11 protein-coding genes are annotated in these 14,035 nt (G+C 62.0%); 2 read left to right on the forward strand and 9 right to left on the reverse strand.

Annotation, left to right across the window (positions count from 1 at the left end; genetic code table 11):
• Positions 1-221 precede the first annotated feature (221 nt).
• On the forward strand, positions 222-1,832 hold the full coding sequence (locus MPC4_RS16930) for a phosphoenolpyruvate carboxykinase (RefSeq protein ID WP_174513545.1): 1,611 nt from the start codon (positions 222-224) through the stop codon (positions 1,830-1,832).
• Between the two features lie 225 nt (positions 1,833-2,057).
• Here the strand turns inward: MPC4_RS16930 and MPC4_RS16935 are convergent, their stop codons facing one another.
• From MPC4_RS16935 to MPC4_RS21380, 9 genes are all read right to left on the reverse strand, one after another.
• Positions 2,058-2,903 carry a TorF family putative porin gene (locus MPC4_RS16935; protein WP_174513546.1) on the reverse strand — a complete coding sequence of 282 codons (846 nt, stop codon included), beginning with the start codon at positions 2,901-2,903 and terminating at the stop codon, positions 2,058-2,060.
• 393 nt (positions 2,904-3,296) lie between these two features.
• On the reverse strand, positions 3,297-4,583 hold the full coding sequence (locus MPC4_RS16940; RefSeq protein ID WP_174513547.1) for an outer membrane beta-barrel protein: 1,287 nt from the start codon (positions 4,581-4,583) through the stop codon (positions 3,297-3,299).
• Between the two features lie 348 nt (positions 4,584-4,931).
• The gene (locus MPC4_RS16945; protein WP_174513548.1) at positions 4,932-5,969 is read right to left on the reverse strand and encodes a transporter; all 1,038 of its coding nucleotides are present in this window, start codon (positions 5,967-5,969) and stop codon (positions 4,932-4,934) included.
• Positions 5,970-6,076: 107 nt separating this feature from the next.
• Complete coding sequence (serA, locus tag MPC4_RS16950) at positions 6,077-7,654, reverse strand: phosphoglycerate dehydrogenase (RefSeq protein ID WP_174513549.1); 1,578 nt, start codon at positions 7,652-7,654, stop codon at positions 6,077-6,079.
• A 252-nt stretch (positions 7,655-7,906) separates the two neighbouring features.
• Positions 7,907-9,082 (reverse strand): phosphoserine transaminase, encoded by a 1,176-nt coding sequence (locus tag MPC4_RS16955; protein ID WP_174513550.1) that lies wholly within the window; start codon positions 9,080-9,082, stop codon positions 7,907-7,909.
• Positions 9,083-9,340: 258 nt separating this feature from the next.
• Positions 9,341-10,372: a 5-oxoprolinase subunit C family protein gene (locus tag MPC4_RS16960; protein WP_174513551.1), complete on the reverse strand. Its 1,032-nt coding sequence runs from the start codon at positions 10,370-10,372 to the stop codon at positions 9,341-9,343.
• Position 10,373: 1 nt separating this feature from the next.
• Complete coding sequence (locus tag MPC4_RS16965) at positions 10,374-11,141, reverse strand: 5-oxoprolinase subunit B family protein (protein WP_174513552.1); 768 nt, start codon at positions 11,139-11,141, stop codon at positions 10,374-10,376.
• Between the two features lie 8 nt (positions 11,142-11,149).
• Positions 11,150-11,935: a LamB/YcsF family protein gene (locus MPC4_RS16970; protein ID WP_174513553.1), complete on the reverse strand. Its 786-nt coding sequence runs from the start codon at positions 11,933-11,935 to the stop codon at positions 11,150-11,152.
• 200 nt (positions 11,936-12,135) lie between these two features.
• On the reverse strand, positions 12,136-12,906 hold the full coding sequence (locus MPC4_RS21380) for a hypothetical protein (protein WP_244629074.1): 771 nt from the start codon (positions 12,904-12,906) through the stop codon (positions 12,136-12,138).
• A gap of 305 nt (positions 12,907-13,211) precedes the next feature.
• On the opposite strand from MPC4_RS21380, the gene MPC4_RS16980 reads away from it, so the two are divergent.
• Positions 13,212-13,865, forward strand: a complete 654-nt coding sequence (locus tag MPC4_RS16980; protein ID WP_174513554.1) for a Spy/CpxP family protein refolding chaperone — start codon at positions 13,212-13,214, stop codon at positions 13,863-13,865.
• Positions 13,866-14,035 lie beyond the last annotated feature (170 nt).

The following is a 14,035-nucleotide window of genomic DNA, read 5'->3' on the forward strand; positions in this document are numbered from 1 at the left end:
CACACGTCCTCGTCCGGCCTGTACCATGGCTTTCCAGGGCCGCGCTGAGGAGCGGGCCCCTAAACGGCGTTTTGATAGTGGCCGGGTCATAGCCTAAACGTATGATGTTACTCACGGGCAGACTGGTCTAGTCTGCCTCGACAACTCGCTCATGCACCGGGAGCTGCGGAGATTGTTCTTCGTCTTTGCCCCGGAGCCACCGACCAATTGGCGGAGAGACAATGACTAACCAAGCCGGTTTCTTTAACCCTTCATTCGGAGTCGAAAAGTTCGGCCTCAAAGATTTGAAGAGCATTTCCTATAACCTCGAGGCGCCACAGCTTTATGAGGAATCCATTCGCCGCGGCGAGGCGAAGGTCGCAAGGGACGGCCCGCTCGTCGCCGAAACGGGCGTTCACACCGGCCGTTCGCCAAAAGACAAATTTATCGTCCGGGACGCGCTGACCGAAGAGACGATCTGGTGGGACAACAGCAGCGCCATCACGCCAGCCCATTTCGACGTTCTTTACGCGGATATGCTCGCGCATGCGGCTGGCCGCGATCTCTTCGCGCAGGATCTTTTCGGCGGCGCAGAGCCCGCCAACCGGGTCAATGTCCGCGTGATCACCGAATATGCGTGGCATTCACTGTTCATCCGTAACCTTCTGATCCGGCCATCAAGGGAGGAGATCCAGTCCTTCGTCGCTGACCTGACGATCCTCGATCTTCCCTCCTTCGAGGCTGATCCGGCGCGGCACGGATGCCGCTCGCAAACGGTCGTCGCGATCGATTTCAGCCGCAAAATCGTGCTGATCGGCGGCACCAGCTATGCCGGCGAAATCAAGAAATCGGTGTTCAGCTATTTGAACTTCGTGCTGCCGGCCAAAGAGGTCATGCCGATGCATTGCTCCGCCAATGTAAGCCGGGACGGGGCCTCGACCTTGTTCTTCGGCCTGTCCGGCACCGGCAAGACCACGCTTTCGGCCGACGCCGCGCGCACGCTCGTCGGCGACGACGAGCATGGCTGGAGCCCCGAGGGGATCTTCAATTTCGAGGGCGGCTGCTACGCCAAGGCGATCAAGCTGTCCCGCGAGGCGGAGCCCGAAATCTTCGCCACGACCGAACGTTTCGGCGCGATCATGGAAAACGTCGTCCTTCATCCGCAGACGCGCGCGCCCGACTTCGACGATGCGTCGAAGACCGAAAACACGCGGATCGCCTATCCGCTCCATTTCATCGCCAATGCGTCGGCGACGGGGCGCGCCGGCCATCCAACCAACATCGTCATGCTGACCTGCGACGCCTTCGGCGTTCTGCCGCCGATCGCAAAACTCGAATCGGCGCAGGCGATGTATCATTTCCTGTCGGGCTATACCGCCAAGGTCGCCGGAACGGAAAAGGGCGTGAGCGAACCGCAGGCGACCTTCTCGACCTGCTTTGGCGCGCCCTTCATGTCGCGTCATCCGAGCGTCTACGGCAATCTGCTGCGCGATCTCATCGCGAGGCACGATGTGAATTGCTGGCTCGTCAATACGGGCTGGACGGGCGGTAAATATGGCGTCGGCCGCCGCATGCCGATCAAGGTCACGCGCGGCCTTCTCGCCGCGGCGCTCGACGGCTCGCTGGCGAAGGCGGCTTATCGCAGGGACACCTATTTTGGCCTGGCGACGCCTCTCGCCGTCGCCGGGATCGAATCGTCAATACTTAATCCGGTCGAGACCTGGGCCTCGAGAGAAGAGTTCGCCGCTCAGGCGATGAAACTGGTCGATATGTTCCGCGCCAATTTCGAGAAATTCGCGTCCCATGTCGACGCCGAAGTCATCGAGGCGCAGCCGGCCGCCGTCGCCGCCTGAGGCAGGCTTAAAGCATTGCCTCGTTGATAAGTTAAGGGCCGCCACAACTTGTGGCGGCCCTTTGCCGTCCCGGACGCAGCAGGAAGCTGGCGCGATTCTTACCGGCGAAACAAAAATGCCGCAGCGTCAGCCGCGGCATCATGGGTTTGGATGCGCGCCTCGACTCGATCAAGGCCTTTGTCTTCAGGAGCTCAGGCCGATGACCGGAGGCTCTGATCCATCAGCCTATTTGCCGAGCGTAAGCAGCGTGGTGTCGATCGCAAGACTGGCGATGAAGCGATTGCCGCACCAGTTCGGCACGCCGCTGACAATCGTGCACTCCCCGCGGCTCAGCGAGCTGCCCGAGTAGCGCAAGTCGAGCGTCATCACATTCCACGTCGCGCCGATGCCGACATTCCAAGTGGTGTAAGACGGTAAATCGAGTCCCGTCCGGGCTGTTCCGAGGAACTCTTCTCCGACTTCGCCGGAAATGTAGGTCGCGATATCCTTGTAGGGCAATAGTGGCGGGAGGTTTGCCTTCAGCGTACCGCTGAGATAGGTCCCACCCGCTCCCGTGTTGACGTAATTGTTCGTGACGAAGAGATTGCCGCCAACGGTAAATGTGTCATTGATGACGTAGGTCGGCTTAAAATAAACTTCGTAATAATTGATCGAAACCTGGCCGGGCAACGGGTACGACTGATTCGGATATTCATAATAGAGCGCGCCCACGTCCAGCGTCAGGGCGCCCCAGGTATGACGCAGGCCGCCATACAAATCGACTTCGGCCGCAGGATTGGTGAGTCCATACGCGGTGGGGAAACTGACGTTTGACGTCCAAGCGCCGAGATAGGCGAAATCCAGAATCCGGGCCTCTACATACCCTTGAGCCGCAAAATGGCCGTTCGATTGATCGATGCCACGGAACACGTAATCATTCGCGAGCTTCATTCCGAACGCGAGGTCAATCGGAGGAGTCGCGGGCGCTGGCGCCGGCGTCGCCGCCAGATCGGCGGCATAGGCGATTGGCGCTGAAGCCGAAAGAAGAATTCCGGCGAAAAGGGATAGTAGCGTATTCGTCCGGCCTGACATCAATGTGGCTCCCCTCGGTCCAAGCTTTGCGTGAACACAAAAAGGGCACAGGAGCGAGATTCATTCAATGGCTTATCGCGTCAGGAAAATAATTTGCGTCCCCAGAGATGCATAGCTGCCACACTCAGGGCCCCTATTGGCCGTGCCGCCGCACAAAAAAAGCGTGCGCCAGTTCGCGGGAAGGCGTCGAGGCGCGGCCGGCCCCGGCGCAGCATGGGCCAAGAGCTGAGGCTTTGCATTAATTTTCGCCCTGAGAACGGCCGCCAAGTCTCCACGAGGGGTCTCTCGCAGCCAATTCTGCGCCGGCTGTCTCAATAAGAAGGGCGCCACCGCATATCCGCGGGAGCGCCCTATAGGATCTTCCGGAAGCGCGGCCGGCGACCGGCCGACAGCTCAGAACTTGACGAGGATGTCGCCGCCGAAGGTCCACTGGGAGGATTTCGTCGCGACATTGAAGGGCGTCGTGCCATTCAAGGACGAGTCGTAGCGGATTTCAGGCCGCACCATGACGCTCTTGATCCAGGCGGCGCTCGGGACGTTAAACAGGTTCGGGATCGGCGGCGCGCTGATATTGAGGCCAGCCGTCAGCTCCAGATAAGTCGTCGGCGCCGGAGCGAAGGCGCCCGCGGGCGGGTATCCGCCGAAGTTCAAGAAGCCGTGCTCGCTGTTGACGAAATTGAAGTTGCCGGGAGCTCCAAGCGACGAAACAAAAAAGTTATTGTTGTCGCGCCAGACCTCGGCGCGGCCGTTGAGCTTCAGCCAGTCGGTGATGGCATAGGAGGCGTATCCGGCAGCCCCATAAGCGCTGGCGCCGCCAGCTGGTATGTTCGTGTCATCATGGGCGTAGTTGCCTTCGAACACGAAGGTGAGTTTATCTGTCGCTTTCCAGGTGACGACGAGGTCATTGAGATAGCGCAAGGTGTTGCTCGGGTAGCAGGCGCAGGCCGCGTCGCCGAGAGGCGTCGCCGGATTCTGAGGGGCGATGTTTGTGGTCGCCAGAGCAGTCAGGTTGCCGCCGAGCAGGTTGAGGCCGATGCCGCCCTCGAAGCCAACGCCGGCGTTGTTGTCGCCGGGCCATCCGAAGCCTGTGTTATTGCCCGTATTGAAGCCGGCGTAAATGTCGAGCTCGGGAATGACATGCGCGACGAACGCGGCGCCGGTCAGCTTGGCTGCGATGCCGAAGTTGTAGATATAGGAATGCGAATAGAAGAAGTTGTTGGTGGGGTCGATGGTTTCTTCGCCCTGGAGCGAAATGAACTGGCCGACTTTCGCGTCAATGCCACCTGCAAATACCGAGGTCAGCCAGGGCAAATGCGCCTGAAGATTGGCTTCGACGACGTCGAGCTGGTAGCGGCTGTTGATCGCGTAGTCGAGTTCGCCCAGGAAGTGAGTGTAGCGAGCGTCCGAGCCATACATGCCCTGGAACTTGAAGCCGAAATCATAGTCTTTCGACGTCGGATCAATCGGCCGCGCCGCCGTCAAAAGAAACTGATTGAGCAGCAGGGAATTGGCTTTGTCGGTGTAAAGAGAGCCGAAGTTCAGGCCGTTCGACGGAGAATCAGGGTTGACGGTTATGCCGGCCTCGATGACCGCGCCGACGGTAAAGGTGTCCCACCATCCTGCCGGCGGTTTAGCCGGCGCTACATCGGCGGCGTAGGCGAATTGCGCGGAAGCCGCCAAAAGGGCTCCCACGCAAAGAGTTGATAGAGTGTTCGTCCGGCGTGACATGGATGCGGCTCCCCTTTAGTCCAAGCCTCTGACTAAGGTTAAGAAGCGCACATCATGGCAAAGCATTCAATGAATGATCGCATCCTGAAATCGTTTCTCGGTCAAGCGATACATCAGCGCCACAGTTAGGCCTTTCGCTCGACACGTTGCATTGCAAATGACCACAGTTGCTTAAGTTTTCACCAGATTTGATCGGCGCCAAGCCACTTCAAGGCTCTTTTGCTTGTGAGACGCGCCGCTCACGAGCAAGATTTTGAAGATCGGCGCGCCGCCAGGCGTCCTCTAACCTTCAGCGCCGACTCAAAAACGCGTCGTGACACCCGTATAAAGATTGAGGCTCGGCGATGCCTTGGTCAGGCCGAAATTGGCTCCCGCGTCGACTTGCACGTTCGGCTGGATCAAATAGGCGAGACCAAGATCCAGCGTGTACACGGCGGGCGTAAAGGGATCCGTGCCGACTGCTGAGAAGAATTCGATGGAGGCGCTCAGATCCTTGCTGATGAAAGACAGGCTATGGCTGAGATTGGCGATATTGACGAGATTTGCGTAGCGCTGGCTGTCATTGGCGTTTTTCAAGATGTCATACTCAGTCTGCAAAGCGAGAACGAAGTCGCTCGGCAGGTTGATCTGCATCGGGAGCGCCACACCGCCTTCGACCACGCCATTGCCAAGACCCGGCGCGGCGGAGGGGGCTTTGACGAAAGGCACGAGCGCCATCGCAAAGTCTCCGCCGTCATTGCCGACAAGATTGATCTTGGTCTTGATGATTGTGTCGCCGAAACCATGGCCGTTGGCGATAAGGCCGCCGGTCTGGTTGCTATGCGTCGCGGACGTCAGATAGCCGTAGAAATCGAGTTCCAAATCAATGGAGCTCGTGAGGCCGAGCTTGATCGTCGGATCAGCGGTCTCGAACTGCGTCGTGCCCGCGCCCGCGACATTCGCGTGGGTGTAGGAGAGAAAATCGCTTTCGATCTGGAAATGGCCTGCGTCGACGGTAAAGGGATTGAGGATTTTGGCCGGGCGCTCGGGCTCGAAGGCCCGCATGGCGTCCGTCGGCGTCGGGTTGAACAGGCTGTAGGCGCTCTTGTCGAGCGCAGGCGCCGAATCATCGGCGCGCGCCGGTTGCGCGCCAAGCGGGCTGACGAGAAGCCCAACGGAGCAGCCGAGCAAAAGCCGCGTTTTCGACGACAAGACCATGCAGTTTATGGCGCACAGCGGAGCAGCCAATTCAATTGGCCCAACGCGGCCGGCGCGAAATCGCGACTGGGCGATGTTTTCCCGCCACAGCGCGTCGCGCGGGACGGCGCTTAAGCGCGAGGCGTTCAGGCGGAGCCGCATTCCGCCCCTTAAGCCTTTGTTTTACCGCATGACGCCGGCCCGATAAGTCTGCAACTTTCGGCATCATATTCTAAGCGGGATGACCGGGCGCGGAAACCCTCACGTTCTTAAAACCGCAGCGCCTTGACCTCTTTGACGCCAGGCAGTTGCTTGACCTCGGCGAGCACCTTATCCGGCACCAGCCCGTCCACTTCGACGAGGGCGAGCGACGATCCGCCCTCGCGGTCCCGGCCAAGCGCAAAGGTCCCTATATTGATCGCGGCATTGCCAAGTATGCTGGCGAAGCGGCCGATGAACCCCGGCTTATCTTCATTGGTGACATAGATCATCGACGGCCCGACCGCGGCGTCGACCTTGATTTCATTGATCGAAATGATTCGCGGCTTGCCATCGTTAAAGACGGTGCCGGACACGCAGCGCTCGCGGCCTGCAGCTTCGACGCAAAGCGTCACGACCGATTCGAAATCGGCCTCGGCCGCCCTTGTCACTTCATCGATCACGACGCCGAGCTCCTTCGCCACCGTCGGCGCGGAAACGACATTGACGTCGGCGAGCAGCGGGCGCAGCAGCGCGGCGATCATCGAAGCCGTCAGCGCCTTGATCTTGAGCTCGCCGACTTCGCCCTCGTAGGTGATCGACACTTTCTTGATATTGCTGTCGATCAGCTGCCCGGCGAAGGAGCCGAGGCGGTCGGCGAGGGCAATGAAGGGTTTCAGCTTCGGCGCTTCCTCCGCCGTGATCGAGGGGAAATTAACCGCGTTCGAAATAGCGTCCCGCATCAGATAATCGGACATTTGCTCGGCGATCTGCAGCGCGACATTCTCCTGCGCCTCCTTGGTCGAGGCGCCAAGATGCGGCGTGCACACCACATTCGGGTGGCCAAGAAGCGGCGCCGGCTCCTTTTCGAGAACGTCGAGCGCCGCGCCGGCGACATGACCCGACTCGAGGAGGGCGAGCAGCGCATTCTCATCGAGCAGGGCCGCGCGGCAGCTGTTGATGATCATCACGCCAGGCTTGGTCCGGGCAAGATTTTCGGCCGAGAGAATGTTCTTCGTGTGCGGCGTCACCGGGGTGTGCAGGGAGACGAAATCGGCGCGCGTCAGGAGGTCGTCAAGCTCAACCTTCTCCACGCCAAGATCGAAAGCGCGTTCCGGCGACAGGAAAGGGTCGAAGGCGATGACGCGCATGCGTAGCCCGATCGCGCGGTCGGCGACGATCGATCCGACATTGCCGCAGCCGATAAGGCCCAACACCTTGCCGGTGATTTCGACCCCGAGAAACTTGTTCTGCTCCCATCGTCCGGCGCGCGTCGAGGCGTCGGCGGCGGGGATATGACGCGCCACCGCGAACATCAGCGCGATCGCATGTTCAGCCGTCGTGATCGAATTGCCAAACGGCGTATTCATCACGATGACGCCCTTGGCGGTCGCCGCCGCGAGGTCAATATTGTCGATGCTGATGCCGGCGCGGCCGATGACCTTGAGGCGCGTCGCGCGTTCGAGCAGCTTCGACGTCACTTTCGTCGTCGATCGAATCGCGAGGCCATCGAAGTCGCCGATCGCCTCGGCGAGCGCGTGCTTGTCCCGGCCTAGCTCCGGCTCAAACGCGACCTCGACGCCGCGCGCTTTGAAGATGGCGACGGCGGCGGGCGAAAGGGAATCCGAAATCAGGACGCGCGCAGGCAAAAGAACTTCTCCGAATGCGCCTCAATCAGGCGGCATTTATCAAATGGCCCTACTCCCAAGCCATTTTCAAGCCAGGCAGCAAGGGTTGCGCGATTGGGCGGCAGGCTTGTGAAGGCGGCCCTCTATGAAGCGAGCGCCGCCGCGGCGCAAGGGCGGCGTTTCCTGCGTTGGGCGCCGAAGCAAAAATAATGGGCGTCCTCCCGCGAAGAGAGAACGCCCCTTGAGCCGAATGCAATCGGATGATCGCGAGGTTCAGGCCGCTTTCGCGAAAAACTCGCGCTTCGCCTTGGCGTAGGCATAGTCGAGCCATTGCGTCAGCGCGATCAGATCGGTTGTGTCGACTGTCGCGCCACACCAGATTCGCAGGCCGGGAGGCGCGTCGCGGTAAGAGTTGATGTCATAAGCGATGTCCTGCGCTTCGAGGAAGCTCACGAGCTCCCTGGAGAACGCCGCCTCCGCCTCGGGTCCGCCGGCGACAACCGCCGGATCGACGATTTTGAGGCAGGCGGCGGTTGTCGAGCGGATCGCAGGATCAGCGGCGAGAAAGGCGACCCAGGGCGTTCTTTCAACCCAATCAGCCATCGCCTTCGCGTTGGCGTTGACGCGCGCGATCAGCGCATCGAGGCCGCCGATGGATTTCGCCCAGTTCAGCGCATCGAGATAATCCTCGACGCAGAGCATCGACGGGGTGTTGATCGTCTCGCCCTCGAAAATGGCTTCGATCAGCCGGCCCTTCTCGGCGAGACGGAACAGCTTTGGCACGGGCCACGGCGGCGTATAGGTCTCGAGCCTTTCAACCGCGCGCGGGCTCAGGATCAGCATGCCATGAGCCGCCTCGCCGCCAAGCACTTTCTGCCAGGAATAAGTGACGACATCGAGCTTGTCCCAGTCGAGCTTCTGGCCGAAAGCGGCGGATGTCGCGTCGCAAATGGTGAGGCCCTTGCGGTCGGCGGGAATGAAATCGCCGTTCTGCACGCAAACGCCCGACGTCGTGCCGTTCCAGGCGAAAACGACGTCATGATCGAAGTTGAGGCTTGAAAGATCAACGATCTCGCCATAATCGGCGACCATCGCGCGGACGTTTTCCAGCCGCAGATGCTCGACGATGTCGATGACCCAATGTTCGCTAAAAGCTTCCCAGGCGACGACGTCGACGCCGCGCTGTCCCAGAAGCGACCACAAGGCGGCCTCAACGGCGCCGGTGTCGGAGCCCGGCATGATGCCGATGCGATAATCGGCCGGAACCTGCAAGATCTCGCGGGTGAGATCGATTGCAAGCTTCAGCTTGGATTTGCCAATGGAGGAGCGGTGCGAACGGCCCGACGGGGCGTTCTCAAGGTTTTCAAGCTTCCATCCCGGACGCTTGGACGCAGGACCGCACGAAAAATAAGGCCTCACCGGTTTCACGGCGGGAGTCGACGCTATCATTTTTGCCATCCTTACAGATGGGCGCCCCTCGTTGGGGAGGGGTGTCCCGTCTATAGGGATAGGGTCTACCTTTTAAGACGTCAAGCCGCCGGTTTGACGCAGGCGTCATCGACTTCAACAAAATGTCGCCTTCCCCGTCATTTTCTGTGCAAATCGCCATAAGGCGTTGTCTTAGCCGCGAGTGAAGCGGTCCCCTTCAAGCGCGACATGTTCCGACCCGCGCCCACAACGGCGCCGGCGTTGAACTCGTCTGGCCCGTCACCCCTGCCCGTCCAGGGCGTCGACAACGCCGTCGATCAGATTGGAGTCCAGCAACAGGGCTGTCGTCAACTCCCTCCGCAGCGGCCGCAGGCGCGCGATGGTCGTTGCGATCTCCTGCTCGATCGCGCTCAGGGCCGCCAGCGCCTCATCGAGGCTCGCGATGCTGAACCCGCAGCTTTCGCCCGGACGCATCTGGGCGAGGCGGCCGATATCCGCTCGAATGACATGCCCGAGCTTCGGATAACCGCCCGTCGGCTGCCGGTCGGCCATCAGGATCAACGGCGCCTCGTCCCCGGCGATCTGAATGGCGCCGAGAGCAACCCCATCCGAGACGATATTGTAGCCGCGCGCATGGGAGACCGGCGCGCCGTGGAAGCGATAGGCCATGCGGTCGGCGGCAGGCGTCAGGGTGAATTTCTCCCTGAAGAAAGCAGCCAGCGCCTCGCTCGAGAAATAATCGTCCTGCGGCCCGGCCAGAACGCGAAAGCGCCCTTTCGACCTGTTGAGCCAGGGCGCATCAATCTCGGCTTCTTCGGCCGGCGAAGGCGCAGCGGCAGCCCCAATCGGCAGAACATCGCCCCGGCGCAGCATCCGGCCTTCGAGACCGCCGACGCCAGAGCGCACATGGGTCGCACGGCTGCCCAATTCAACCGGAGTATCGAAGCCGCCCGCGACGCCAAGGTAAGCCCAGGCCCCCTCGCTTCCGGCCTGCGCCGAAAGGATCTCGCCAGGCTTCAGGACAATCCGCGCCGCGGGGGGCAGCGGCTTGCCGTCGCGGCGCCAGTTGAAGGCGCCCCCTGCGAAGGCGACCAGGAACGCGCCCTCCTCGACCGCCACGCTAAGGCCGCCGACGGAAATCTCGATCGCCGCCGCTCTATCTTCGTTGCCGAGCGCAAGAAGGACCGTTTCAAAGGCGCTCCAGTCCATCGGACCCGCGGGCGTGACGCCAAAGCGCAGATAGCCGCGCCGTCCGGCATCCTGGATCGTCACGCCGGGGCCGGCCGACAGAATGCGCAGCCGCCCGGCCATGTCAGCGATCCGTCGCGACTTGCGGGTCTTCTTCATCTTCGTCGCAATGAGCGATGGGCGATCCATCGTCCGCTGCAAGGCTCAGCTCGGCGAAGCGCATTACGTCGATACGCTCGAAACGGATGTCATCGCCGACATCAATGAGGAACATCGGCTCGCGGCGCGGATCAAAGATTTTTAGCGGAGTCCGGCCGATCTGATACCAGCCGGTCGGCATGGCGATGCTGGCGACCAGCGCCTGCCCTCCGGCGATGAGCAATGATCCCGGCGGCGCCGGCGGCCTTGGCGCGGCGCGGCGCGAGATCGCCAGCGCGTCCGGCAGGCCGCCGAGGAAGGTGAAGCCCGGCGCGAAGCCATACATATAGACGCGGTAGAGCGCGCTGGAGTGTAGGGCGATGATCTCGTCGGCGGTCAGGGCGAGGATCTGGCTGACCTCGCCGAGATCTTCCGCGAAGGGCGGATCATAGCAGACCGGCACACGCCAACGCCTTTTGCGCTTTCGAGGCGCGCTCACGGCGTCGAGGCGGGCGATGGCTTCCGCCAGCGCCCTCGTCGACGTGCGCTTCGGATCGAAATGGATCATCAGCGAGCGGTAGGTCGGCACTGTCTCCAGGACGCCGCCGAGTTGCGCAGCCGCGATCGCCTCGTCGAGCGCCAGCACGCATTCGTGGATGGACGCGTCGATACACTGTCCAAATTCCACGACGAGCGCGGATTCGCCGGCGACGAGATAGCGCGGCGCGGTGGCGGCCGGCGTTTCTTTCAACATGGGCTTTCTTACGTGGCTGCAAAAGGCGCAAGGACAAAGCCCGACGCCTCGAGGCGCCGGCGGACGGTTTTCGCGGTCGCGACGGCGTCCCGATGATCGCCGTGAACGCAGATGGAGTCGATGCCGACCGCGATGCGTTTACCCGATTGTGCGATGATCGCGCCCTCGAGGACCATGGAAAGAACGCGCTCGGCGATTTCCTCAGCGTCATGCAGCACCGCGCCGGGCGAGGATCGCGGCGCCAGAAGCCCCGCGTCCGTATAGGCGCGATCGGCGTAGATTTCACGCGCGACGGCAAGCCCTTCGGCGAGGCCCGCGGCCTCCAGCTGCGTGCCGGCGACGGCGAGAAAAGAAAGGCGCGGATCGACGGATTTGATGGCGCGGACGATCGCTCGGGCGACGTCGCGGTCGGTCATTGCGAGATTGCTCAACGCGCCGTGGATCTTCACATAAGAAAGGTTGTGGCCCGCATAGCTCGCAACGCCTTGCGCGGCGCCGAGCTGATAGGCGATCAGCCTCTCGATCTGATCGAGGCCGAACGATTGGGGCCTGCGGCCAAATCCCGAAATATCGGGGTAGCCCGGATGTGCGCCGATGGCGACGCCTTTGGCTTTGGCCGCCCTGAACGTCGCCGCCATAATGTCCGGATCGCCGGCGTGGAAGCCGCAGGCGACGCTCGCGCTCGTGACAATATCGAGCATGGCGGCGTCATCGCCCATGGCGTAGGCGCCGAATCCCTCGCCGCAGTCACAATTGAGATCAATCGAGAGCGGCCGCTCTCCCGCCGCATTCATCGGGCGCGCCTCATCGGCGCTTTGGCGCGCGTCGGATTTTGCGTCACGACTCTCTCCTGCGGATCGTAAGGCTTTCTGTCCGCGGCAAGCCCGACGCGATCTTATGCGGGCCTCGCCCCGCTTGAAAAGGCTTTCGTTCCGAGGTCTCGCCCTTTCCTCTGCGCGAGCCTTTTTCCCTTTGCCGCCCGGAGCCAGCTAATTCAATGCGGCTTCTGCTTCAAATGGGCGTCGATCAACATATTGGCGATCGTCATGCGGCGGGCGGCTCCAACCCTCAAGGCCGGCTCAAATCGATCCGGGTGATTCTTCTTGGCGAATTCGCGCCTGATGCGTCGCAGATCGGCAATTGCGAGATCGGCGCCAAGCCCGAGTTCCTCCGCGATCGCTTCGTCTTCGCTTTTTGGCGGCGCCAGCTCGATCCGCGGCGGGGCTTCCGCGCCTGTCGCACCCGGCGACGTCGCGCGGGCGCGCTCGGCGCGCCACCAGACCCACGGGATCTGGCTCAGCAGCCGCCGCAACGCATGCACGGGGTGCTGGCTGATGGCGGCGTCCGTCGTGGCTTCGGCGACCTCGCTCGCGCCCGTCGCATCGGCGGCGTCAGGCGAGCTGGCGCTGGCTTCTTCCCCCGCTGAATCCGGGCCATAGGAGCTAGAATGCGGGCCGAATCCGCCGCGCCAGCCCCATGAAAGGCCGCCGAGATTGCGCCGCAGCCGATGAGCTGGATCAAGACCCTTTTCGCGCTCCTTCACAGACGCCCTTTCGGGCTCCTTCTCTAACTCCGCGGCCTGCTGCGCCATTTGGGCGGCCCTTGCGCGCGCCTGTGCGGACTTTATCCAGGACACGTCCATGCTGGCGCCCGACGCCGACGAAGGAGCCGAGGAGACGCGAGCCGCCGGACCCCGTTGAGGGCCGTCGAGCCCGGCCAGAATGTCGCCGAAAGCCGCGGACGTCGTTTTCTTCGGCTGGACCATAGTGGTGATCCGCTCCCAATGCGCAGGTCGAGAAATTTAGGGTAGAGTTTGGCAGGACGCCGTTGAATTTGAGTTAAATCAAGCGCGCCATCTTGATCCGATATATGGTGCCCGGAGTAACATCCGGTTGAACGCCGGGCGAAACGCCGCAAACGTCAATAATTCGTCGACATGGTCGTGGCAGGATGGCGCCGCTGACAGCGGGATCCCTTCCGCCAATGGACGTTTCGCAATGACGAAAGCTTCATTTGAAACGCCCGGTCAGTGTTCTCTAATGCATTTCTGTGCAGCCACTGGAGAAAACAATGAAAACGCGCCTGCCTCTTTTGATGATAGCGCTGCTCGGCTCAGGTCTGTCTCTCGCCGCGTGGAACGTCCGCGCGCAAGAGTCGCCGCCAGGAGGCCCGCCTTCTCATCCCGGAATGGGCAATGGGATGGGAATGGGCGGCGGCATGGGAATGGGCGGCGGCATGGGAGTGGGCGGCGGCATGGGCATGGGCATGGGTATGCGCGGAGGACCGCCGCATGCGCGCTTTTCGCCCGCCGATCGCGCCGCTTTCTTTGACGCCCATATCGCCGCGCTCCATGCCGGCCTGCAGCTGACCCCAGAACAGGAAAAGCTGTGGCCGCCGGTCGAAGCCGCATTGCGCGCCGGCGCAAAGAACGCCGCCGACCGGTTCGAGAAGGCCCATGACGAACCTCGTCCCGCGGACGCCATCGCCTGGCTGCGCAAGCTCAGCGAATTTGACATCGCCAAGGGCGAGACTTTGAAAGCGCTGGCGGACGCCGCCGCTCCGCTCTATCAAAGCCTGACCGATGATCAACGGCGCCGGCTGCCCTTCCTCATGCGTGGCGTGAGGCCGCACGCGTTTGGCCCGTTCGCCGCGCATGCCGACCACGAAGATAACGAGGATCACGACGAGGATCACGAGGCCCAGCCGCAGGCCCAGCCCCAGTAGGACGCGGCAGGCCGAACCAGCAGGATCGACTGGACGCGCAGTCGATCCCCTTATCCTTTGGCGCGACGCCTGAAAGAGCAAAATCGCCGGAGCATGACGAGCGCGCACGAGGGCGATCATGCTCCGCGTGTTTTCGCCGCCCGTCCAGGTCCGGGTTCAAGTCCAGGTCG

This window comes from Methylocella tundrae, from assembly GCF_901905185.1.
Lineage (GTDB): Bacteria > Pseudomonadota > Alphaproteobacteria > Rhizobiales > Beijerinckiaceae > Methylocapsa > Methylocapsa tundrae.